This is a genomic window from Acinetobacter sp. YH18001, from assembly GCF_013416975.1.
Taxonomy (GTDB): domain Bacteria; phylum Pseudomonadota; class Gammaproteobacteria; order Pseudomonadales; family Moraxellaceae; genus Acinetobacter; species Acinetobacter pseudolwoffii.
Map to the genome: position 1 here is coordinate 101696 of NZ_VPEU01000004.1, position 24371 is coordinate 126066.

The 24371-nt window shown below is 44.9% G+C and carries 21 protein-coding genes and 2 tRNA genes; 17 read left to right on the top strand and 6 right to left on the bottom strand.

The features are described from left to right. Positions 1-15 precede the first annotated feature (15 nt). The 5 genes from FTV48_RS02760 to FTV48_RS02780 all read right to left on the bottom strand — a co-directional run bounded on the left by FTV48_RS02760 (position 16) and on the right by FTV48_RS02780 (position 2691). A complete protein-coding gene (locus FTV48_RS02760; RefSeq protein WP_074383638.1) occupies positions 16-357 on the bottom strand; it encodes a hypothetical protein in 342 nt (113 codons plus the stop codon). A gap of 150 nt (positions 358-507) precedes the next feature. Next, positions 508-583 (bottom strand) — tRNA-Glu (locus tag FTV48_RS02765). Positions 584-619: 36 nt separating this feature from the next. Beyond that, positions 620-695, bottom strand: a tRNA-Ala gene (locus FTV48_RS02770). A gap of 57 nt (positions 696-752) precedes the next feature. Beyond that, a complete protein-coding gene (gltX, locus tag FTV48_RS02775; protein WP_005168912.1) occupies positions 753-2261 on the bottom strand; it encodes a glutamate--tRNA ligase in 1509 nt (502 codons plus the stop codon). Positions 2262-2388: 127 nt separating this feature from the next. Next, the gene (locus FTV48_RS02780; protein ID WP_005094351.1) at positions 2389-2691 is read right to left on the bottom strand and encodes a hypothetical protein; all 303 of its coding nucleotides are present in this window, start codon (positions 2689-2691) and stop codon (positions 2389-2391) included. 392 nt (positions 2692-3083) lie between these two features. Between FTV48_RS02780 and FTV48_RS02785 the strand changes: the two genes are divergently transcribed. The 9 genes from FTV48_RS02785 to FTV48_RS02825 all read left to right on the top strand — a co-directional run bounded on the left by FTV48_RS02785 (position 3084) and on the right by FTV48_RS02825 (position 13529). Then, positions 3084-4085 (top strand): sulfate ABC transporter substrate-binding protein, encoded by a 1002-nt coding sequence (locus FTV48_RS02785; RefSeq protein ID WP_179999321.1) that lies wholly within the window; start codon positions 3084-3086, stop codon positions 4083-4085. Between the two features lie 244 nt (positions 4086-4329). Continuing rightward, positions 4330-5349, top strand: a complete 1020-nt coding sequence (locus FTV48_RS02790) for a sulfate ABC transporter substrate-binding protein (protein ID WP_005168906.1) — start codon at positions 4330-4332, stop codon at positions 5347-5349. Between the two features lie 188 nt (positions 5350-5537). After that, positions 5538-6449: a 16S rRNA (cytosine(1402)-N(4))-methyltransferase RsmH gene (gene rsmH, locus FTV48_RS02795; protein WP_005094346.1), complete on the top strand. Its 912-nt coding sequence runs from the start codon at positions 5538-5540 to the stop codon at positions 6447-6449. A gap of 10 nt (positions 6450-6459) precedes the next feature. Beyond that, positions 6460-6792, top strand: a complete 333-nt coding sequence (ftsL, locus tag FTV48_RS02800; RefSeq protein WP_005094344.1) for a cell division protein FtsL — start codon at positions 6460-6462, stop codon at positions 6790-6792. 15 nt (positions 6793-6807) lie between these two features. Then, entirely contained in the window at positions 6808-8631 is a 1824-nt protein-coding gene (gene ftsI, locus FTV48_RS02805) for a penicillin-binding protein PBP3 (RefSeq protein WP_005094342.1), read from the top strand. 11 nt (positions 8632-8642) lie between these two features. Further along, on the top strand, positions 8643-10139 hold the full coding sequence (locus tag FTV48_RS02810; protein ID WP_100329406.1) for a UDP-N-acetylmuramoyl-L-alanyl-D-glutamate--2,6-diaminopimelate ligase: 1497 nt from the start codon (positions 8643-8645) through the stop codon (positions 10137-10139). A gap of 9 nt (positions 10140-10148) precedes the next feature. After that, positions 10149-11552 (top strand): UDP-N-acetylmuramoyl-tripeptide--D-alanyl-D-alanine ligase, encoded by a 1404-nt coding sequence (gene murF, locus FTV48_RS02815; RefSeq protein ID WP_100535224.1) that lies wholly within the window; start codon positions 10149-10151, stop codon positions 11550-11552. Continuing rightward, on the top strand, positions 11553-12671 hold the full coding sequence (gene mraY, locus FTV48_RS02820) for a phospho-N-acetylmuramoyl-pentapeptide-transferase (RefSeq protein WP_005094334.1): 1119 nt from the start codon (positions 11553-11555) through the stop codon (positions 12669-12671). A 54-nt stretch (positions 12672-12725) separates the two neighbouring features. Next, the gene (locus FTV48_RS02825; RefSeq protein WP_074383634.1) at positions 12726-13529 is read left to right on the top strand and encodes a putative RNA methyltransferase; all 804 of its coding nucleotides are present in this window, start codon (positions 12726-12728) and stop codon (positions 13527-13529) included. Between the two features lie 63 nt (positions 13530-13592). Here FTV48_RS02825 and ponA read toward each other — a convergent pair whose 3' ends face one another. Then, entirely contained in the window at positions 13593-16121 is a 2529-nt protein-coding gene (gene ponA / locus FTV48_RS02830; RefSeq protein ID WP_179999323.1) for a penicillin-binding protein PBP1a, read from the bottom strand. A gap of 165 nt (positions 16122-16286) precedes the next feature. Between ponA and FTV48_RS02835 the strand changes: the two genes are divergently transcribed. From FTV48_RS02835 to FTV48_RS02870, 8 genes are read left to right on the top strand one after another with little or no spacing between them, the layout of a single operon-like run. Next, the gene (locus FTV48_RS02835) at positions 16287-17345 is read left to right on the top strand and encodes a pilus assembly protein PilM (protein ID WP_005168888.1); all 1059 of its coding nucleotides are present in this window, start codon (positions 16287-16289) and stop codon (positions 17343-17345) included. After that, positions 17345-17983, top strand: coding sequence for a PilN domain-containing protein (locus tag FTV48_RS02840; protein ID WP_005094324.1), 639 nt, complete (start codon positions 17345-17347; stop codon positions 17981-17983). The genes FTV48_RS02835 and FTV48_RS02840 overlap by 1 nt, the downstream gene beginning before the upstream one ends. Beyond that, positions 17980-18693: a type 4a pilus biogenesis protein PilO gene (locus tag FTV48_RS02845; RefSeq protein WP_005094323.1), complete on the top strand. Its 714-nt coding sequence runs from the start codon at positions 17980-17982 to the stop codon at positions 18691-18693. Before FTV48_RS02840 ends, FTV48_RS02845 begins: the two co-directional genes overlap by 4 nt. Continuing rightward, the gene (locus FTV48_RS02850) at positions 18693-19220 is read left to right on the top strand and encodes a pilus assembly protein PilP (RefSeq protein WP_005094322.1); all 528 of its coding nucleotides are present in this window, start codon (positions 18693-18695) and stop codon (positions 19218-19220) included. Before FTV48_RS02845 ends, FTV48_RS02850 begins: the two co-directional genes overlap by 1 nt. A gap of 16 nt (positions 19221-19236) precedes the next feature. Continuing rightward, positions 19237-21402: a type IV pilus secretin PilQ family protein gene (gene pilQ / locus FTV48_RS02855; protein ID WP_159516323.1), complete on the top strand. Its 2166-nt coding sequence runs from the start codon at positions 19237-19239 to the stop codon at positions 21400-21402. A gap of 36 nt (positions 21403-21438) precedes the next feature. Beyond that, positions 21439-21975 carry a shikimate kinase AroK gene (aroK, locus tag FTV48_RS02860; protein ID WP_005094320.1) on the top strand — a complete coding sequence of 179 codons (537 nt, stop codon included), beginning with the start codon at positions 21439-21441 and terminating at the stop codon, positions 21973-21975. A 28-nt stretch (positions 21976-22003) separates the two neighbouring features. Then, a complete protein-coding gene (gene aroB, locus FTV48_RS02865; RefSeq protein WP_100329400.1) occupies positions 22004-23083 on the top strand; it encodes a 3-dehydroquinate synthase in 1080 nt (359 codons plus the stop codon). Between the two features lie 12 nt (positions 23084-23095). Beyond that, the gene (locus FTV48_RS02870; RefSeq protein ID WP_179999325.1) at positions 23096-23968 is read left to right on the top strand and encodes a hypothetical protein; all 873 of its coding nucleotides are present in this window, start codon (positions 23096-23098) and stop codon (positions 23966-23968) included. The last annotated feature ends 403 nt before the right edge of the window (positions 23969-24371 follow it).

Sequence of the window (24371 nt, forward strand, 5' to 3'; positions counted from 1 at the left end):
GTGGTGGGTAATGACTTAGATTTCCCACTCATGATTACATTCGCGACATTTCCATTTCTTTTGGGTCTGCATGAAGGCCTGCATGGAAATTTTAAAATCAGGCAAATCTTTATAGAATATAAAGCCTGCAATCAAAGAAAGAATAAAGACGATGACGGTTGCAGTCTGTAAAGTTGTACCTGCACCATCACCAAAGATCCACATCGCGATACTGATGATCACCAGCAATAATAATAGGAACAGGGCGGGCACCAGAAACATCAGGCTTTTAGGAACCACCGGACGTGGAGCTGCTTGACCTGGCTGGGCCACCGGCATGATTTTCGGGCTTTGACACTTAGGGCAACGATATTGCATTACAACTCCAAAATTCTAAATTACTGATTATTTTATCGGAAGATGCGAAGAAACCGAAATATTGCCCAACATAAAATATACAGGCAATAAAAAACCCAAGTCATAATGCTTGGGTTTTTTAAAAGACCACTTCAAAAGTAATCTTGAATATGGCGTCCCTACGGGGATTCGAACCCCGGTTACCGCCGTGAAAGGGCGATGTCCTAGGCCTCTAGACGATAGGGACAATTGAGGCGTTACACAGCTAAAGCAAGACTTGATTTGGTGGAGTCAAGGAGGATCGAACTCCTGACCTCTACAATGCCATTGTAGCGCTCTACCAACTGAGCTATGACCCCAGTCTGTGTGAGCGCTATATTAGGGATATCGCGCTCACACGTCAACAAAAAAATTAATTAAGCTTGATCAACCGCTTCATTTTTCGGCAATTTTAAGCTTTCATTGAGTTTTTCCCAGACTTTCAGCTCTTTTTTGCTTGGGCCACCGACAATTTCCAGCGCATGACGTAAACGTGCGAAGGTCAAATCAGGGCCAATGGTGACCATAGTCTGCATCACCGGGGTAGACGCAGTTGAACCGGCAATGGCAATAAAAAAGGCCGGCATGAAGTCACGCAGTTTAATTTCCATTTGTGCTGCCAAATCCATCAAGGTTTGGCTGACCGTGTCGTTGTTCCAGGTGAACAGGCTTTCTAAACGCCAAATGGCAAACTGCAAGCTCTGACGTACCTGTTCGTCAGACAGTTTTTTGCTGACAAACTGCTCCTGAGTCAGTGTCGGGAAGTGGTTGAAGTAATGCGCAGACCAGTTCACTGCTTCAGACAGCAAGTTGATACGTGGTTGAATCGCAGCTGCGATTTCTTCTAATTTGGCACGGTCTGCTTTCCATGCCAGCAGCGTATCGAGCAATTCAGCAGGAGAAAGGGCTTTGATCCATTGACCATTGAGCCAGTTGAGTTTTTCAACATCAAAGATTGGACCACCGAGTGATACGCGTTTGATATCAAAATGTTCAATCATTTCTGCCAATGTGAATTTTTCACTTTCATCTGGCATTGACCAGCCCATACGACCCAAGTAGTTCAACAAGGCTTCAGGCAGTACACCGATATCTTTGTAATAGTTGATTGAAGTTGGGTTTTTACGCTTAGACAATTTTGATTTGTCCGGGTTGCGTAGCAGTGGCATGTGACACAGTACCGGCATCTCCCAACCGAAATACTGGTACAGCAACTGATGCTTCGGTGCAGACGGAATCCATTCTTCACCACGAATCACATGCGTGATTTGCATTAAATGGTCATCCACCACGTTGGCCAAATGATAAGTTGGCAAGCCGTCAGTTTTCAGCAGAATCTGCATGTCGACCTGCGCCCATGGAATCTCGACTTCACCACGCAGCATGTCATTAAATTTACAAATACCTTCAGTCGGTACTTTCATGCGAATCACATGTGCTTCGCCAGCAGCCAAACGACGCTCGACCTCTTCTTGAGAAAGGTTTAAGCCTCGACCGTCATAACGTGGAGATTCACCACGTGCTTGCTGTTCAGCACGCATTTGATCCAGTTCTTCGGCAGTAGCGAAACAGTAGAAGGCATGACCTTTTTCAACCAGTTCCAGCGCATAGTTTTTATAAATATCCATGCGTTCTGACTGGCGGTACGGTGCATGTGGGCCACCCACATCTGGACCTTCAGACCAGTTGAGACCGAGCCAGCGCAATGAATCCAGGATCATTTTTTCAGATTCAGGTGTTGAGCGCAGTTGGTCGGTATCTTCAATACGAAGGATGAATTCACCCCCATGCTGTTTAGCAAAACATAAGTTAAACAAGGCAATATAGGCAGTACCTACATGAGGAAAACCTGTAGGAGAAGGTGCAATACGAGTACGAACAGTCATAGCCGGATATAATCTAGAATATAAATTTGGTTCTATTATAGCGAAAAAGCCACATCACTTAATGCTTTATTCAACATTCAGTGATGTGGCTTTAAATCCTGCTGTTATTCGAGTTGGTTAAAACTGATTAAGAATGATCGCTAGAAAATATGCTTTGTACGAAGCGGGTAAAGCGATAATTTTGTGCTGCAAAGAAATTTTGTGAAGGTGCGACTTTCAGCGCAGTTAAGACTTTAAGATTATCGTCTGTATGCAGGGTTTTTTCGCTTTTTTGTTGTTGAATTGCTTTTTCAATCGGCGATGTCTTGCTTTCAACAGTAGTGACTGAGGCCTTCTGCAAATCTGTCTTCACAACGACGGCATGACCCAGTTGAATCGAAAACAGCATGATCAGACTTAGGATGCTAGCTGTGAATAATTTAAATTTCATATCCAAACTTCCTCCTTGCTTCTGGTTGGTTTTATTCTGTTAAAAATGTTTTTTTAATACTCCGTCTACAATTTAATCACAGTTGATTATAAAGAAGTAGAACCAAGTCACATTTTTTACAAAAAATTAATATAACATCTATGGAAAATTACTAAAAATCGTAATTCTCTCTTTTGGCGGCCTATTTTTAACAGATAACTGTGAAGAGAACGTGAAGAACTGTCTTATATTGTAGCAGGAGATTAATTTTTTAGCAGAATATGTATCCAGGTTTAATTGTTAGCAGATATCTCAAAATCAGAAATAGATCATCAATATTATTATAAACACATGATTGTTATATTTATTTTTTATTTATACAGTGTGGTTATCTCAATAATGAGTCACATAACATGAAAAAAATAATAGCAACCGCAATCTTGACAATATTTACTGCAACCACCATGCAAAATGTAATGGCCAAAAATTTCCTGAATGTCTCCTATGATCCGACCCGTGAATTTTACCAAGAATATAATCAGGAGTTTGGCCAGTTCTGGAAGCAGGAAACCGGACAGACAATCAATTTTAAACAGTCACATGGCGGTTCAGGCAAGCAGGCACGTTCGGTCGTCGATGGTTTGCAGGCCGATGTGGTGACTTTGGCTTTGGCCAATGACATTGAGGAAATCGTCAATGCCGGTTTAATCGAGAAAGGCTGGCAAAAAGAGTTTTCAAATAATTCAGCACCGTATACATCGACCATTGTTTTTTTGGTGCGTAAGGCCAATCCCAAGCAAATCAAGGACTGGAATGATCTGACCAAACCGGGTGTCGAGATTATTACACCTAACCCGAAAACTGGTGGAGCGCCACGTTGGATCTATCTATCTGCTTGGGGCTATGCGCTGAAACAGCCCGGTGGCAATGATGCCAAAGCCCGAGATCTGGTGAAAAGGCTTTATCAAAATGTCAAAGTGTTGGATTCCGGTGCCCGTGGTTCACTGACGACTTTTGCCGAGCGCGGTATTGGCGATGTACTATTATCTTGGGAAAATGAAGCCTTGCTGGCAACGCAAGGTCTAGGTAAGGACAAGTACGATATCATCTATCCCTCTATTTCAATTCTGGCCGAGCCATCGGTGGCAATCGTTGATAAAAATGTGAATAAAAATGGCAATGCCAATCTGGCGAAAGGCTATTTGAATTATCTGTATTCCCCGAAAGGGCAGGAGTTGGCTGCGAAATATTTCTTCCGTCCACGCGATGCCAAAGTGGCTGCCAAATATTCCGCCCAATTTCCGAAAATTCAGACCTTCACCATTGATAAAGTCTTTGGTGGCTGGGCAAAAGCGCAAAAAACCCATTTTGTGAATGGGGCGATTTATGACCAGATTTATAATGAAAAGCGATAACAAGCTTGAATCTAAATTGAATGAAGAAAATGGATAAAGCGTTATCCGTTTTTTTTATATTTAATGCATAAAATTCTATATATTCGAAATAAGTGAAATGACTGGCTATATTTTGTTTTTAAAAACAGATGATTAAGAATAAAAAACCTTTGATTATATCGTGTTGTGATGTTGTAGGTTGAATTGCGATAAATGATTTTATTTCATATAGTTATATCTATACAAGATAAACTCCCGTGCGCTCATGAAAAATCAATTAAAATCGTTATTTAGCGTTGCCTTATTGGCTACAGGTCTAGGCTTGACAGCGACTGCCTCACAGGCGGCTGATCGTCAATTTCTAAATGTGTCTTATGATGCAACCCGTGAATTCTATGATGAATTCAATAAATCATTTGGTGCTTACTGGAAAAACCGGACCGGTCTGGATGTGAACTTTAAACAGTCACATGGTGGTTCAGGCAAGCAGGCACGTTCGGTGGTCGATGGCCTAAAAGGCGATGTGGTGACTTTGGCACTGGCCAATGACATCGAAGAAATCGTGAAATCTGGTCAGATTCAACCCGGTTGGCAAAAAGAGTTTCCGCATAATTCTGCACCTTATACCTCAACCATCGTGTTTATGGTACGCAAAGGCAATCCGAAGGGCATCAAGGACTGGAGTGATCTGACCAAGCCAGGCGTAGAAATTATTACCCCCAACCCGAAAACCGGTGGTTTGCCACGTTGGGTATACCTGTCTGCCTGGGGCTATGCCGAGAAACAGCCGGGGGGGAACAAAGCCAAAGCACAGGACTTTGTCGGCAAACTCTATAAAAATGTCAAAGTGATGGACTCAGCAGCACGTGCTTCGATGACCACGTTTGCTGAGCGTGGTATTGGTGATGTATTGCTGACTTGGGAAAATGAAGCACTGGTTACCCAAAAGACTTTGGGTAAAGACAAGTTCGATATTATTTATCCGTCAATTACGATTTTGACCGAGCCATCGGTGGCCATTGTCGATCGTACCGTGGATAAAAATGGCAATAAATGGTTGGCAACAGGTTATATCAACTACCTGTACTCCCCATTGGGTCAGGAAATGGCAGCCAAACATTTCTACCGTCCGCGCAATGAGAAAGTATTAGCCAAATATTCAGCACAATTCCCGAAAATCAAAACCTTTACCATTGATGAAGTGTTTGGTGGCTGGGCCAATGCACAGAAAACCCATTTTGTGAATGGCGCGATTTTTGATCAGATCTATAACTCAAAACGTTAATCTGCTGATTTGAAGACGAATTACAGATAAACAGGCCTCCCTTGCGGAGGCTTTTTTATTGACGACACTCAAATAAAAACGGTTTTCTCTATGGAAAGTAATATTTATCTACAAAAAGTCGTTTGGAGCTTTGCTGAAACAGGGTGATAATGTGCAGTTAAATTTTTCGCCCTATTGATTGAGTTTTTATGTCACATATTTCTGTATTACTTCACGAAACGATTGATGCCTTGTTGGCAGGTCGCAATACGGGAATTTATGTAGACGGTACTTTTGGTCGTGGCGGACATACCCGTTTATTGTTATCAAAATTAGATGAACATGCACGTGTGTATGGCTTTGATAAAGATCCTCAGGCCCTAGAGACGGCAGCAATCTTAGAACAAGAGGATCCACGTTTTAAAATTATTCATGCCAGCTTTGCCGATCTGAAAGACGCACTGGCTGAGCTTGGGATTGAGACCGTGGATGGGGTGATGGCAGATTTAGGCGTGTCTTCGCCGCAGCTGGATCAGGCCGAACGTGGTTTCAGTTTTATGAAAGATGGCCCGCTAGACATGCGCATGGACAATTCTCAAGGTCCAACTGCAGCAGAATGGCTGCTTGAAATTGAAGAAGAAGCACTGGCCAATATCATTTTTAAATACGGTGAAGAACGTTATAGTCGCCGGATTGCCAAAGCCATCAAGGCGGCAGGGCAGATTGAGACCACGGCTCAACTTGCGGAAATTGTGAAAGTCGCGCATCCAAAATGGGAAAAAAATAAGCATGCTGCGACGCGTACTTTCCAGGCGATTCGTATTGCTATTAATAAAGAATTAGAAGATATTGAAATCTTCTTGCCTCAAGCAGTTGAGGTTTTAAAACCTGAGGCACGTTTGGCCGTAATTAGCTTTCACTCTCTGGAAGACCGTTTGATCAAACAGTTTATTCAAAAAGAATCTACATTAGACGAAGATTTTGGCTGGGGAATGCCGGGGCAGCAAAAAGATACACGACGTTTAAAGAAGGTATCCCGCGTAAAAGCCAGTGACGAAGAAGTCAAAGCCAATCCTCGTTCACGTAGTGCATGGCTCCGGGTCGCAGAACGTTTAGCTTAATAGGCACATCATGAAAACTGAAGTGGTTGATAAAAAAACAGAAAAGTTGTGGCTTAAACAAGCCTGCATCTATCTCGTCTTGATACTGATGGTCTTCATCAGTGCAGTCTTTGTGGTATTTCAGGTGTTTGAATATCGTCAGGACACCAGAAAACTGAGCACTTATCTGCGTGAGCGTGATGACCTGAATGCAGATTGGGGGCGTTTGTTAATTGAACAGCAAACTTTTGGTGCAACTGCGCAGATTGGCACACGTGCTGTCACCCAGCTGCGCATGTATTCTCCCCCGGTTTCACAAAGTGTCGTCATTTCTTTACCACAAACTTCAGATGAGAAAAAATAAGGCTAGCGCTCGGACATGATAGACAAAAGAAAGAAGCAAGCGGTACGTAAAAAACAATCAGTTACCGACAAAAACGCCTCAAATGTGTATATCAATCGTTTCTATATCATGTGGGCGGTGGTGTTGCTGTGTTTTATTACACTGATTTGCCGGGCCTTCTATGTGCAGATTATCAATAAGGATTTTTTGCAAAATAAAGCCAATGCCAATATTTTAAGAACCAATACCATCAAGGCCATGCGTGGCGTGATTTATGACCGTAATGGGGTGCCGCTGGCGATCAGTACGCCGATCATGAAAATCGTGATTGATCCACGTGACTATTTTGACAATAAAAAACTCTATGACGAGACCATATTGGCACTAGAAAAAGAGCCAGATAGCCGCAAGCTGAAACGCCAGTTGCCGGATAAAAACCTGAATCTGGATGAACTGGCCGATGCAGTCGGTATGGATCGGGCAGAACTACGCAAAAAAATGCAAGAACGCCCGCGTTCTCGTTATCTGATCCTGAAAAAAGAAGTTCCGCCACAACAGGCCGAACTGATCATGAAGCGTAATTTTCAAGGCGTGTATACCGAGAAAAACTACAAACGTTATTATCCGCAGCCACAGCCCAATTCACAGATTATTGGTCTGACCAATAGTGAAGGCACCGGGATTGAAGGTCTGGAAATGCAGCTCAATACCCGTCTGGCAGGTGAAGATGGTGAGCAGCAGATTATCCGGGATAAAAAAGGCAACCGGGTTAAAGAGCCGGAAGTGATTAAAGAAGTCGAGCCGGGCGAGAATATCACCCTGAGTATTGACTCGCGTCTGCAATATATTATGTACCGTGAATTGACTGCGGCAGGTGTGGCCAATAATGCCCGTTCTGCGACTGCGATTGCGGTCGATGTAAAAACCGGGGAAATTCTGGCCTTGTCATCTTGGCCATCATATAACCCGAATGATAAAAATGGTCTGCTGAACAAGGATGCCATGCGTAACCGTGGTGCAGTGGATTCCTTCGAACCGGGTTCGACCATGAAGCCCTTCACTGTGGCAATGGCTCTGGAAAGTGGTAAATATACGGCCAATTCAGTGGTCAACACCACACCGGGCAGTATGCGAATTGGCAATCACACCATTCGTGATACGCATAACTATGGTCAGTTAACACTGGGCGGTATTATCCAGAAATCTTCGAACGTGGGTGTCGCCAAACTGGCCTTGTCTTTGCCGTATGAAACTCTACCTACTTTCTATAAACGCTTGGGTTTTGGCTCACGCTCAGCAGTAAAATTCCCGGGTGAAAGTGCCGGTCTGATCTTGCCACCAAGTAAATGGAATGTGTCAGAAGTGGCAACCATGTCCTATGGTTATGGTCTGAATGCTACTGTGCTGCAAATGGCGGATGCTTATGCCATGCTGGCCAATAAGGGTGTGAGAATGCCGCTGAGCCTGTACAAGCTGGAAGAACAGCCGCAGGGTGAGCAAATGATTGATGCCAATATTGCAGATCAGGTCTTGCTTATGCTCGAAGTAGCAACTCTGCCTGGCGGTACCGCCACGCGCGCGACAATTCCGGGTTATCGTGTGGCAGGGAAAACCGGTACTGCGCATAAACTGCGTGCCGATCGTAAAGGCTATTCTACCAATGAATATCGGGCTTTGTTTGCTGGCGTAGCGCCCGTGAGTGATCCGCGTATTGCCATGGTGGTGGTGGTCGAAAATCCGCAAGGCACCTATTACGGTGGTACGGTATCGGCACCGGTATTTGCACGCGTGATGCAGGAATCCTTGCGTCTGCTGAATGTCCCTCTGGACAAACCTTTAGAATCTCCCAAAGTCCAGTAAATAGGTGATCAATGTCTATTACATTTAAAGATCTCTACGCCGTTCAAGATACTGCTGAATGGATGACCCAAGCCTTTCAGGGTTTCGAACTGGATAGCCGTAAAGTTAAGGCAGGGCAAATTTTTATTGCCCTGACCAGTCTGTCACAACCAGAAAAAACTGCAGTATTTGCACAAAAAGCTTTAGAGCAGGGTGCCTTAGCGGTGATTTCTGAAATCGAATTGGATATCTCACCCAATCTAGTGGTTGCTGATGTCCGACATTTGATGGGACAGTGGCAAAAACAATACTTACAAGCCAGCCAACCTGTTCAGGCTGCAGGTATTCTTGCAGTGACCGGCACCAATGGTAAAACCACGATTTCACGTTTGGTTGCGGAACTGTTCATGTTACAAAGCAAAGCTTGTGCAGTGATGGGGACGACAGGTAACGGGATTTTGCCAAATCTGGAAGCCTCGTCGCATACCACGCTCGATGCTTTGCAATTGCAAAATGCTTTGCATGTTTATGCTCAAGCCGGTGCTAAATTTGCCTCGATTGAAGCCAGTTCGCATGGTCTGGAGCAAGGTCGCTTGAATGGCTGTGATATCGAGATTGCGGGCTATAGTAATTTAAGTCGCGATCATCTGGATTATCACGGGACGCTGCAAGCCTATGCAGAAGCCAAATCTGCTTTATTTAAATTTGAAAGTTTAAAAGTGGCTGTCATCAACCTGGATGATGCGCATGCTCATATCATGATTGATGCAGCGCGCAACAATCCCTCACAGCCAGAAATTTTGACCTATTCAACCCGTCAAGCTGCGGATTATCAGGTTCAGGATATTCAATACAGCATTTCAGGTGCGGCCTTTAAGCTGAAAACGGCTTCTGCTGAATATGTTGTGAACAGTCCGCTGCTTGGACATTTCAATATTGAAAATCTGGTCGCCAGTCTGATCATGGCAGAGCAGGCCGGATTTGATTTAAGCAGCTTGATTGCGACTGTACCACAGCTCAAAGGTGCACCAGGCCGGATGCAGGTGCTGCGTGATGGCGAGCGCCTATTTGTAGTGGATTATGCGCATACACCTGATGCCTTGACTCAGGTTCTCATCACTTTAAAACGTCATGTTGCGCAAAATCTCTGGGCCGTCTTTGGCTGTGGCGGCGATCGTGACCGCGGCAAGCGTCCACTCATGACCCAAGCAGCATTAGAAGGTTCGGATATTGCGGTCTTGACTTCCGATAATCCGCGAACCGAAGATCCTGCACAAATTTTTGCCGATATGAAAAATGGCATCGACTTTTTAGGCAAAAGCTACCATGAAATTCATGACCGTCGTGAAGCGATCAAGTTTGTCGTTAAACACGCGCAGGCAGGGGACATCGTGGTGATTGCAGGCAAAGGTCACGAAAATTATCAGGAAATTGATGGTGTACGTCACTGGTTTGATGATGTGGTCGAAGTGCAAGCCGCGATTGATGCCCAGCATCACAGCGCAGATTCAGCTTATCCAGCGTATTAGGATTCAGATATGCATACCTCAACAACCAGTACCGTGCCACTTGCACCTTGGACAGCAGAACAGCTTGAACAAGCGACTCAAGGCGATTGGCTCAATAATAAAAAACCGGCAGACGCCATCAAACGTATTCTGACCGATTCGCGTGATGCTGAACAAGGGGATGCTTTCCTTGCGCTGCAAGGCGAGCGCTTTGATGCCCATGATTTTGTGGCACAAGTAGCAGCAAGCGGCTGTCAGATTGCGATCGTCAGTCGACCGCTCGATATTGATATCTGCCAGCTTGTCGTAGACGATACCCGTTTGGCACTAGGGCGGTTGGGCGCATACCGTCGTCAGCAGAATCCTCAGCTCAAAGTCATTGCCTTGACCGGCAGCAGTGGCAAGACCACCACCAAGGAAATGCTGGGGAGCATCTTGTCTCGTCTTGCGCCGACACTGATCACGCGTGGCAACCTGAATAATGACCTCGGCGTACCGGTGATGTTGCTCGAATTACGTCCCGAACATCAGTATGCAGTGATGGAGCTGGGTGCAAGTCATCAGGGCGAAATTGAGTACACCTCAAACATGGTACAGCCCCATGTAGCCGGGATTATTAATATCGGGACTGCGCATTTGGGTGAATTCGGCGGCCGTGATGGCATTTGTACTGCCAAATCTGAAATTTACGCGCATATTACAGAAACCTCGATTATTCCTGCCGCAGATGATTTTACTGAAACCATTCGTCAGGCAATCAAAACTGAACAAAGCTTAAGTTTTGGTGCCGGCGGTGAGGTGTATGCCAGCGATGTCGTGCTCGATGCGCAATCTTCTACCTTTACCCTGAATACACCACAAGCTTCGAAAACAGTTCAGCTGCCCTTTGCCGGTGAACATAATGTTGAAAATGCCACAGCAGCAGCTGCCTTTGCTTTGGCAATCGGGATTGGTCTGGATGATATTGTGGCCGGTCTGGAGCAGGCTGTGGGTGCCAAAGGCCGTTTGAATTTTATTCAACACAAACAGTATTTGCTGATTGATGATACCTACAATGCCAATCCTGGTTCAATGCGTGCAGCAGCTGAAGTTTTGGCACAGCAGCAGGGCATTCGGGTCATGGTGACCGGTGATATCGGTGAACTCGGTTCATCGGCTGCGATGGAACATTATAAGCTGGGTCGAGATCTGGTCTCGGTCAAAGGCATTAACTTTGTGGTGGCTGTGGGTGAATTTGCACCTGCCGCACAGGAAGGTGCACGTAGTACCCAATATGGCAAGAAAATGCAGGCTTTCCTGAATCAGGAGCAGGCATTGCCATTTTTAATTCATTTGATTGAAACACATCAACCTCAGCCGATGTCATTTCTGTTTAAAGGGTCGCGTTATACCCATATGGAAACATTGATGGCTGCATTGATGGAGAAACTCTAAATGCTGTTATGGCTCTTTGAACATTTGGCGGGCTTTGACAGCACGTTTCAGGTGGTTCGTTATTTAACTTTACGTGCGTTGCTCAGTGTCCTGACGGCATTGACCATTGGTCTGGTGCTGGGTCCTATCATGATTCGCAAGCTTCAGGCACTCAAATATGGTCAGGCGGTCAGCTCGTATGCCCCTGAAAACCATGCCAAGAAAATGGGTACACCGACCATGGGTGGGGTACTAATCTTGCTTTCAATCGGTATTTCGACCCTGCTTTGGGCGGATCTTTCCAATCCTTATGTCTGGATTGTACTGGCGGTGATGGTCATCTTCGGTGCCGTGGGTTGGGCGGATGACTGGATTAAAATCCGTTATAAAGACAATGCCGGTCTGCCTGCGAAGAAAAAATTCTTCTGGACTTCGGTCGGTGCATTGGGAGTCGGTATTGCCCTGTATGTGATTGCACAGCAGCAGACCAATCCGGTACATACCGCGAATATGCTGGATCTTTTGATTCCATTCTTTAAAGATTTGACGATTCCGCTGTCGGCTATTCCACTGGGGATTGGCTTCATTATTTTCACTTATTTTGTGATCAATGGTGCATCCAATGCGGTAAACCTCACCGATGGTCTGGATGGTCTGGCGATTATGCCAATTGTACTGGTTGCAGCAGGTCTGGGTGTATTTGCCTATCTGGCCGGAGATGTGCGTTTTGCCAATTACCTGCATATTCCCTATGTGAAATATTCCTCTGAACTGGTGGTGATCTGTGCGGCGATGATTGGTGCCGGTCTGGCATTCCTGTGGTATAACGCCCATCCTGCGCAAGTGTTTATGGGTGATGTCGGTGCTTTATCGCTGGGTGCGATGTTGGGGACGATTGCCGTGATGGTTCGCCAGGAAATCGTCTTTGCGATTATGGCGGGTGTATTCTTGGTCGAAGCGATTTCAGTATTCTTGCAGATTGGTTCATTAAGAATGCGCAATAAACGCGTGTTCCTGATGGCACCGCTGCATCATCATTATGAAAAGAAAGGCTGGCGTGAAACTCAAGTCGTCATTCGTTTCTGGATTATTACGATTATGCTGGTGGTTTTGGGTCTAATGACCTTAAAATTGCGCTAAGAGATGCATTGAAAAAAGTCGGCGCAGGCCGGCTTTTTTGTTTTGGAGAGAATGATGAATTTACTCATGTGCCCAGTCTGTCGCCAGCAGTTGAGCTTAAATGAAAGAACATGGCGATGTGAGAATCATCATAGCTATGATGTGGCCAAGCAAGGCTATGTGAACCTGCATGTGGTGCAACATAAACACAGTAAAAATCCTGGGGATACGCCTGAGTCCGTCCAGGCACGTCGTGCATTTTTGAGTGCGGGTCATTATGCGCCTTTGCAACAGGCCGTGGTGGAGAAGCTGCGAGAGCTGCGTATTGAAAATCTTTTAGATATTGGGTGTGGTGAAGGCTACTATACCGATGCCATGCAGGCTGAAGTGCTGCAATGCGTCGGGGTGGATATTGCCAAAAATGCCGTTCAGGTCGCGGCCAAGCTCAATAAAAATATCACCTGGGTCGTAGGAACCGGGGCGACTTTACCGGTGCTGGATGGGTCGATTGATATGTGTACCAGCCTGTTCAGTCCGATCCCAAAACAGGAAATTTTACGGGTTTTAAAAGCTGAAGGTTATTTAATGGTGGTGACACCTGCGCCACAGCATTTATATGCGATGCGTGAGGCACTTTTTGAAGAAGTGAAACCCCACGAACCGCAAAAGTTTGTTGAGCAACTGCAAGATGAATTTGATCTGCTCAGTGAGCAGGTGATTGATGCCCCGATGACTTTGCCACAGACAGATTTAAAAAACCTGATTGCTATGACACCGTATGCTTACAAGGCCAAACCTGAACGCCGTCTGGCACTTGAACAGCAGGATCAGTTTAAATTGCTGGCGCAATATCAGATCTATCTGTTTCAGAAAAAATAAAAATTCACCGATAAAAATGCCCTCATTGTTGAGGGCTTTTTTATACTAGTTTGTCGGTTGTGGTTATTGCACTTCTTGAATCAGGTTTTCTAAAGCGTCCACTTTACTTGGTTGAAGCGGCTGTTCTGGCGGAGCAGTTGTTTCAGCAGCATCTGGCACAGTAATTTCCTGTCCTGGCAGATCTTCGAAATCCGTTTCTGTCCGTTTCGGGACGACCACAGGTGCCGGGCGGTAAAGTGCAGTGGCCATTGGTGGTGAAGACGGATCATTCTGCGCTTCATCACCCTGAACTACCTTGCTTCGATTCACTGGTGCCTTGGCATTACGGTCTAAACGCACCCATGCTTCTGGCTGACCTTTTAAGGCATTGCCCATAAAGTCGGTCCAGATCGGTAAGGCTGCCACACCACCATATTCACGGCGTCCCAAGGTTTTAGGCTGGTCAAAGCCGACCCAGGTGATGGTAACAAGTTTGCCATTGAACCCTGCGAACCAGGCATCTTTGGCGTCATTGGTGGTTCCGGTTTTGCCCCCAATATCATTTCGCCCGATTCTTAAGGCCGCACGGCCGGTACCGTGCTGAATCACATCACGCAGAATATTGGCCATGTCATAGGCAGAGCTGGATTTTAAAATACGCTGTGCCTGACGATAATTACTGTCTTCGGCAGAGACTTTGGGTGCAGCCTGTTTCTGTTCTAGAGTTGTATTGTTGATTGCAATCGCTTCATCATCTGCGGTCATGGTGTCGGCAGGTTGAGCAGATTCTTCTTCGGTATTGATACATGAAATACACGCATATTCAGGCTGAGCCTCAAAAATGGTATGGCCATAGGCATCTTCAATACGGTTAATGAAATGTGGCTGGATCCGGTAACCGCCGTTGGCAAAAGTCGCATAACCTGTCGCCATCTGAATCGGCAGAACCTGAGGCGTGCCGAGTGCAATGGTATAGTTACGCGGGATCTGATTGTCCTGTAAACCAAAATCCATAAACAGCTGACGGGTACGTTCAATCCCGACAGCCTGTAATAAACGCACTGAAACGGTATTGCGCGAAAGATAAAGTGCGCGGCGTAGCGGGATCATCCCCAGATAACGACCATCTGAATTACGAGGTGTCCATTTGCCAATGGTAATTGGCGCATCATTCACCATGGTATGCGGTGTCATGCCTCGTTCTAAAGCCAGTGCATAAACAAAAGGCTTAATCGTAGAGCCGGGTTGACGCCAGCCCTGGATTGCACGGTTAAATTTCGACTGATAAAAGTTGTATCCGCCCACAATGGCTTCAATTGCACCATTATTTGGATTGATGGCAATCAACTGTCCTTGCACATTTGGAATTTGTACCAGCGACCACGAGGTTTTATTCTGATTCGGTCGTAAACGTATAATATCTTTGACTTTGACAATCTCGGAAGCTTTGCTCGGCGCACCACCTACACTGTTGACATTGCGAAAGGGGCGCGCCCAAGACATACCGGACCACGGTACAGTTACCGTGGTGCCATCCTGCATCAACGCTTCAAAACTGGAATTGCCAACCTTGGTCACTTGAGCAGGGTAGGTGTTGGCATAGGCACGGAAATTTTCCAGCGGTTGATCATGTGCTTCAGCACCACGCCAGCCATGTCGACGGTCATAAGCTTCCAGACCCTCTTGTACCGCCTGTTCTGCATAGGTCTGGCGTTCACTATGGATGGTGGTATAGACCTTGTAGCCAGAATCTACCGCCTGTTCGCCAAAGTTTTGTACCAGTTCAGAACGCACCATCTCACCGACATAAGGGAATTTATTGCGGGTACTGCGGTCAGGCATATCCAGATTGATGGGTTCAGCAATCGCTTGTTGATACTGACTCTGGTTCAGATAGCCCAGTTGCAGCATACGTCCTAAAATCCAGTTGCGACGTTCGAGAGCACGTTTGGGATTGGCCACCGGATTATATCGAGAAGGTGCTTTAGGTAAGCCTGAAATCATGGCCATTTGCGCAATCGAAAGTTCTTCTAAACTCTTGTTATAGTAAATTTTGGCTGCTGCTGCGATCCCGTAGGCATTTTTACCCAAGAAGATTTTATTCACATACAGTGTCAGAATTTCTTCTTTGGTCAGGCTTTGCTCAATCTTACGGGCCAGAAAAATTTCAGTCAGTTTACGCTTGAGTGTTCGTTCGGGGCTGAGATAATAATTTTTCGCCACCTGCATGGTGATAGTGGAACCACCGGTCTGCACATCCGAACCGGTGATACTTTCACTGACTGCGCGGCCTAAGCTTTTAAAACTGATTCCGCTATGCTCGAAAAAGCTGGAATCTTCAGCGGCGAGGAAAGCATGAATAAACTCGGATGGAATTTGTTCATATTTCACGGGAACAGAAAGCTTGCCACCATACTCAGCAATTAATTCATTATCTGAACTAAAAACTTGTAAAGGCTTTAATAAAGGCGCCTTTTTCAGCGTGGACATTTCAGGCAAAGATGGGGCAATATAGAGATACATGCCATAGAAACCCATCGGAATTGAGATCAGGATAATGATAATGATCAAAAAAAATGGGTGAACAAGGCCTGAACAAGATAGCTTTTTCATAACAAGTAAGTTTTAATAAGAGCTAATGGCGAACTAATTACCGATCAGTATATCCTTTAGATATACATATTGTTAGATGAGTTATTGTATCTATATAAAATTATAGATCGGATCGATTGGTAAGTTAGATTTAATTGGGGACAAAAAAATAATAGGAATTATATTGTGCGCAGGTTATATCGTAAACCAAATAAGGGGTTAATAGGAGTTGATATTAGTTCGACTTCTGTTAAGGTTTTGGAGCTTTCTGTAAAAAGTAGCCGTTACTGGGTAGAGAGCTATGCTTTGGTCCCATTAATGGAAAACAGTGTTGTTGAAAAAAACGTCTTAAACCCGGAAGCAGTCGCGGATGCCCTTGGGCGTGCAATTAATTTGGCCAACACCCAGTCGAATCATGCCGCTTTTGCCATTCCAACCTCTATGGTGATTACCAAAACTATCGAGATGGATGCAGACATGTCGAATGATGAGCGTGAAGTTCAGATTCGTGAGGATGCAGAACAGTATATTCCGTTCCCACTCGATGAAGCCAGTCTGGACTTTGAAGTTCTGCCTGACCGTCTTGCCAATCCAAACCGGGTCAATGTGCTGTTGGTGGCAACCCGCATTGAAAATATTGAAGCACGTTCTGAAGTTTTGGAAATTGCCGGACTGACACCCAAGATCGCGGATGTAGAAAGTTTTGCGCTGGAAAATGCTTTTAAAGTGTTTTCGGATACTTTGCCGATGGGGGTAAATACTGTCGGTATTTTAGACATTGGTCATAGTATGACCACCTTGTCTGTCATGCAGAACAACAAAATTATTTATACCCGTGAGCAGGTGTTCGGTGGCAAACAGCTGACTCAGGAAATTCAGAACCGTTATGGTCTGTCTTTTGAAGAAGCCGGGCGTGCTAAAAAAACCCGTGCTTTGCCAGATGACTATGATATTGAAGTGCTAGAACCGTTCCTGGATGCCGTGGTGCAACAGGCAGCGCGGTCATTACAATTCTTCTTTTCATCGTCTCAGTTTAATGAGATTGATCATATTTTATTGGCCGGCGGGAATGCCAATATTCCAGGTCTGGCAAAATTATTACAACAAAAACTCGGTTACCGTGTCACGATCGCGAATCCATTTTTGCAAATGGGCTTTTCTCCTCAAATTGATATTAAAAAAATTGAAAATGACGCGTCATCACTCATGGTTGCATGTGGTTTGGCATTGAGGAGTTTTGATTAATGGCAAAGATTAACTTACTTCCTTGGCGTGATGAGCTAAGAATTAAAAGAAATAATGAATTCGTGGCAATCTGTGTGGGGGCGCTTTTCTTAGGACTGGCGGCGGCAGGTTCAACCTGGTTTTATTATGATCACAAGCTTCAGGATCAGGAACAGGCCAATCAGCTGATTCAAAGTACCAACCAGAATCTGGATGTGCAGTTAAAAGCGCTAGAAGGTTTGCAAGAGCAACGTAATGCCATTGTTGAGCGGATGAAGCTGATTCAGGGCTTGCAAACGCAACGTCCGATCGCGGTGCATTTGATTGATGAAATTGTACGGGTGACACCAGCCAATATGTACATCACCAAGTTTCAGCGTACTGGCGATAAATTTAGCATCGAAGGTCGAGCCGAGAGTCCAAATACCGTAGCAGAATTACTGCGTAATCTGGAAGCTTCCTCCTGGTACCGAAACGCCTTTATGAATGCCTTTCTGGTGGCTGAAGAATCCAAAGAAAAGGCACCGAGCTCGATTATTCCACGTGTTGAAGAGTCTTATGGCAGCTTTACCGTGACTGTGGATCTGGATCAGATCGCTGAACCGGTACTGAATGAAGAACAGCAAGCAGCCAATACCACTCCGGGGGCATCATCATGAGTAATGAAAAATTCGATGAGTTCAGCCAGGATGCCGTGGCTGTACCTAAAAATAAAATGACAGTTGAGAAATTTTTTCAGCAATTCAATACCCTAGATCCTAATAATTATGGCAGCTGGCCTTTATCGGTCAAGATTAGCTGCTGGATTTTTATTGTTATCTTGGTATTTATGCTGATTTATTTTGCTCTGACCAGAAGTACGATTGAATCGATTTCACAAGCCAGTGCCCAGGAACAAAACCTGCTGAATGAGTTTCGTGAAAAGGAATCAAAATTACGTAATCTACAACAATATCAGATTCAGCTTCAGGAAATGGAAGCACGTTTTAACCAGCAATTAGAACAATTGCCGAAGGAAACTGAAATTCCGGGTCTGGTTGAGGATATTAACCTGAGCGGTGTCAATTCAGGTCTGAAGTTTAAAAATATCCGTCTGGAACCTGAAATTAAGCAAGAGTTCTTTATTGAACAGCCAATTGCGATTGAAGCGACTGGGGATTACCACGCTTTTGGTTCTTTTGTCAGCAGTATTGCAGGCTTGTCGCGTATTGTTACCTTACATGATTTCACCATTACCGGTACTGAGAATAAAGAGAAAAAGTCTGAGATTCCGGTGATTGATTATGTGGTCAAGGCCAAAACCTATCGTTATGTGGGCAATGCCGAGGCTTCTTCAGCAGGTACGAGCACGACTCAGGGGGCGCAGTAATGAATAGGATTAAAATTACTTCAGTTTTAGCGCTTGGACTGGTATTGCTGGGATGCGATTCACGTATTGATGCAGTCAATCAGGAAATGGCCAATATTCGTAACCAGCCACCTTTGCCGATTGAACCTGCACCCGATTTTATGCCAGTTGAAACCTTCAACTATGCAGCACATCAGATCAAAAGTCCTTTTCTACCGAGTTCTCTGGCTGCCGAGCTAAAGATTATGGCAGGGAAACGGGTTTATCCAAATTTATCACGTCAATTGCAACCACTGGAAAGTTATCCTCTGGAAACCTTGAGCATGAAAGGCAGCATGCGTAATCAGGCCGGACAGATTCTGGCTTTAATCCAGACACCGGATGGCGAGATTGAACGGATACAGCGTGGTAGCTATATGGGGCTTAATCATGGTCGTGTGAGTGGTATTACACCAACGCAGATCGATTTGATTGAGATTATTCCAGATGGCCGTGAAGGATATGTGGAGCGTCCGCGAAGTCTGGTTCTGATTGGGCCGGCACCATAAGTTTTAGGGAATAACAATGAATAAGAGTATTAAAGAATTTATTTTTGGGGATGCTAATACAATGAATCGTGTGTTTCGTCAGTTTTCAATGGGTGCTGTTGCGATTGCGGTGATGCAAGCAGCCAGCGCACAGGTAGCCGTGACCAATATCGTAGCTATGCAGCTTCCTGGACAAGGAACTGAAATTCGGGTGATGTTCAATGGTTTGCCACCACAGCCACAAGCCTATCAATTAGAATCACCTTCGCGTCTAATTTTAGATTTTGACCAGGCCCAACAAAACTTAAAGCAAAGCAATATTCCGGTGGCAACACGTGAAGCCAGTTCGGTCGATGTGACTTCGGATGCACAACGTGCCCGTTTGACTGTTAATCTGGCAGATGCTGGTGCCTTTACCACGCGAGTTGAAGGGAATACCTTTATCCTGAAAATCAACTCAGCCACGCCAGTCGCGACAGTTCAACCGGTATTACAGCAGTCAGCTCAGGGAATTAGCAATATCAGTTTCCAGCGTGGGGCTCAAGGTGAAGGTCAGGTGGTGATTGACCTGGCAGGCAACAACACCCCGGTCGATGTACAGCAGCAGGGGACTAAAATCATTGTTCGAACCTTAGGCACGAAGATCCCGACGCATTTGACCCGTCGTCTGAATGTGAATGATTTTGCGACGCCTGTGTCGAGTGTGGATGCAGTGAATCAAAATGGATCAGGCGTGATTACGATCCAGTCCGGGGAAAGTTATGAATATATGGCTTATCAAACGGATAATAAGCTGACCATTAGTTTGAAACGTCCGGAAGCCAAGAGTCCGCTACGTCCGAAGACCGTGGCTTATAGCGGCAAGAAAATTTCACTCGATTTCCAGGATATTGAAGTACGTCGTGTACTACAGCTTTTGGCTGATTTTACCGATATCAATATGGTGGCAGCAGATAGTGTACAAGGCAATATTACCTTGCGCCTAAAAGAAGTGCCTTGGGATCAGGCACTGGATATTGTACTGAAAACCAAAAACCTGGATAAACGCCGTAATGGTAATGTGATCTGGATTGCACCAGTGACAGAATTGATTAAGGCAGAAGAGGAAGAGGCAAAAGCCTTGAAGCAGAGCGTTGCACTTGCCCCTATTCAGACTGAATATATGCAGCTGAGTTATGCTAAAGCTACAGATATTGAAAAACTGATCACTCAAAATAAAGGTGCATCTAGTTCGGGTGGTTCAAGTAACACCACGAATAATGATGATAAAGAAAGTTTATTAAGTTCACGTGGTTCAGTGTCTATTGATGCACGAACCAATACTATTATTGTGAATGATACCCAGCCTTTTATCGATAAAATCCGGAATATGGTGGATCTGCTCGATGTACAGGTCAAGCAGGTGATGGTTGAGGCGCGTATTGTACGTGCCACCACTGACTTCACCAAAGAAATGGGGGTGAAGTGGGGGATTCTGTCACAAGGCATTACCAACAATAATAGCCTTCTGGTCGGTGGTAGCGATACGACATTGTGGGATCTTAGAGATCCGCAAGAAAGTGATTTGGGCGGATATACTTATGAAATTCAGCGTCCACAAAACCTGAATGTAGACTTGGGTGTCACCAGTCCGGGCGCCAGCCGTATTGCCTTTGGTTTGATTAGTCTCTCTGATTTTATGCTGGATCTTGAACTGTCTGCATTGCAAGCGGATGGCTATGGTGAAGTCATTTCAACACCAAAAGTACTCACAGCAGACAAGCAAAAAGCCACGGTTGCATCTGGTTCACAAATTCCGTATCAATCTGCTGAAGGTGGAGGGGCCAATGCTGTATCCACTACTGAGTTTATTGATGCGACTTTGAGTCTGGATGTCACGCCAAGTATTACTCCAGATGGGAAAGTGCAGATGGAGTTGAATATTACCAGTGACTCCCCAGGCAACCCAACGCCGACCGGACAATTGACTATTAATAAAAACCAGATCAATACCAATGTGCTGGTGGATAATGGTGAAACAGTGGTCCTGGGTGGGATTTTTGAGCAGGAAACCCGTAATGCACAAACCAAGGTGCCATTCCTGGGGGATATTCCTTATGTAGGGCGTTTATTCCGTAAAGATTTAAAATCGGATAACAAGCGTGAGTTACTGATTTTCGTTACACCTCGAATTGTTAATGACAGTGTTTCAAGAAATCATTAATATATTTTGAATTTAACAAAACGAATAGGTGACTCCTTGCCAAGCAAAGAGTTTGAAACCCTACCAAATCTTTATTTGGTAGGGCCGATGGGGGCCGGTAAAACAACAGTAGGACGACATCTCGCAGAATTGTTAGGACGCGAATTTCTAGATAGTGATCATGAAATTGAACGTAAAACAGGTGCGACGATTCCTTGGATTTTTGAGAAAGAAGGGGAACAGGGTTTTCGTGACCGTGAAACTGCTGTAATTAATGAACTGACTTCACGCCCCCATTTAGTTTTAGCCACTGGCGGTGGTGCCATTACTCAGGTCTTGAATCGAGACTATCTGAAACAGCGTGGGATTGTCGTTTATCTCTATACGCCGGTTGAAATTCAACTACAGCGTACCTATCGCGATAAAAACCGTCCACTCCTCCAAGTCGAAAATCCGGAACAAAAGTTACGTGATTTATTGGCAGTTCGTGACCCCTTGTATCGGGAAGTGGCACATCATATCATTGAGACCAATCAGGGTGCGGCACGAGATCTGGCGCAGCGGATTCTCAATCTCATTACTTCCAAAAACTAAGTTCATTGAATAAAGTGGTTAATCAAACATGCAAACCTTATATGTAGAACTCGGAGAACGTCGTTACCCTATTTTTATCGGGAGCGATCTTGATCCACAGGCCTTATTGGCTCCCTATATTCATGGCAAGCAAGTGATGATTGTGAGCAATACCACGGTTGCGCCACTTTATTTGCAGCATTATCAAACTGCGATTGCAGCTTTAGACAAGCATGTTGCGACCTGTATTTTGCCCGATGGTGAAAAATATAAGGATAGCCAGCATCTGAATCTGATCTTTGATGCATTGCTTGAAGCTGGTTTTAACCGGGACTGTACGGTGCTTGCGCTCGGTGGTGGTGTGATTGGCGATATGGCCGGTTTTGCTTCGGCATGTTTCCAGCGTGGCGTGTATTTCATTCAGGTACCGACGACTTTACTGTCTCAAGTCGATTCCAGTGTCGGTGGAAAAACCGGGATTAATCATCCACTGGGTAAAAACATGATTGGTGCGTTCCAGCAACCGCAAGTGGTGCTGGCCGATATGTCGCAACTTTCTACTTTACCCGATCGTGAACTTGCGGCCGGTTTGGCTGAAGTGATTAAGTATGCGCTACTCGGTGATGAATCATTTCTGCTCTGGCTTGAAGAGAATATGGATGCTCTGGTCAGTCGTGATGAGAAACTACTGGCTGAGGCCGTTTATCGTTCCTGTGCGCACAAGGCCCGGATTGTCGCCAATGATGAAAAAGAGCAAGGGGAACGTGCTCTATTGAATCTGGGGCATACTTTTGGACATGCGATTGAATCTTATCTGGGGTATGGTGTCTGGCTACATGGCGAGGCTGTTGCAACAGGTATGGTCATGGCGGCAGATTTATCACAGCGTATGGGCTGGATTTCTCAAGGTGATCTGGAGCGTACAAAAAAAATCATTTCTCGTGCCAAACTTCCGATCGTTTGTCCTAAAATCCCTCTTGATGATTTCCTGGCATATATGGCCCATGACAAAAAAGTCTTGAATGGACAATTGCGTCTGGTGTTGTTGCAACAATTAGGTAAAGCTGTGATTACTCGGGATTTTGATCTTGAGCGAATGCAACAGGCAATTTTAGCGAATCAGGCATAGGTTTTAGTTTTTATGACAGCATTACACACTCCTTGGCAAAAGGTTCAGCACTATTTCTGGCTGGTCTGTGGTGTATGCTGTCTATTTGCAGCCTTGATCTTTTGGGCCATTACTGATTCAGATGCGGTAATTGAAGTGGAAAAAAAGCCAGAAACTAAAGTTCAATTACAAATTCAGCCGGAAAAAGTAGCGACAATGACCCATCTTGGTGCGCTTTTTGACGAGGTCAAACCCCTCGATTTGAATACGCGCACCATTGTAAATGCCAATCATGAGCCAGAATTTCGCGGCACCAAATTTGTTAATGATGCGAAAAAACAGCATGCGATTGAATTATTTCGTGTCAGTAATGAAGCCATTCTAAAAAGCTTTCTTAAAAAACAGCCAGATCGTAAGGCTTTTATTTATCTAAGAATATCCGGTGAAAATCAGCCAGAACAATATGTGCTGCTGTATGGTCAGTATAAGACCGCCGCCGAAGCCAATCAGGCCTTATCTACATTGAATTTAAATTTGCCTGCTTCAGTGAAGCCTGAAGTGGTGCCAATACAGCAGTATGTCAGTCTGGTCAATAATCTGGGTTCAGAGGAATTGGCAAGCAATCAAAAGCTGTATGAGATTCGCTTGAAAAACGTACCTTTACCAAAGGTAGATGAATCTGTACGACTCAGACAGCAAACTCAGGCTCAGGTTAAACCGCGTAGTTCGGATGCGACCACCAGTACCACAATTGTGCGTCGTGATGCCGCTGGCAATGTGCTCGCTGTACAGAAATCCGAAAGTGCTGTAGAAGGTGCTCCGCAACCACAAAACAATAATAATCGACCGAACCAAGGGGGGAATTCCCGTCCTCAAAACAATGAGATTAGTGATCCTTTTAACTAACCCGTTCTAAAATAGCGCACCAAAAAAATGACATAATTAGAAATGTGCGCTTTTGGTGCAAAAAATACACATTAAAAATAACCAGTATCCCTGTAATCCTTGTTAAAGCTTTGTCATCTGTATGGTTTTAATTTATGTGCTATTTATTGGCATGTAATTTGCTTTATTGGTGCATGGATTGAATTAATCTCCCTGTTTTAGCGCGAAAAATGATTCGATGACAACCTATGAATGTCATATTTATTCCTGATTTTTATGTTATTCATCAGCAAAATAAACTTTATTTTTTATGCATTCGGTCTGAAAAAGGACTAGGCTGAAGAAATAAAGATGAAAAGATTTTGCTCTAGCAAGACGGTCTTCGAAAGTCCATTCAACGCAGCGCAGAGAAGAATTTAGATTG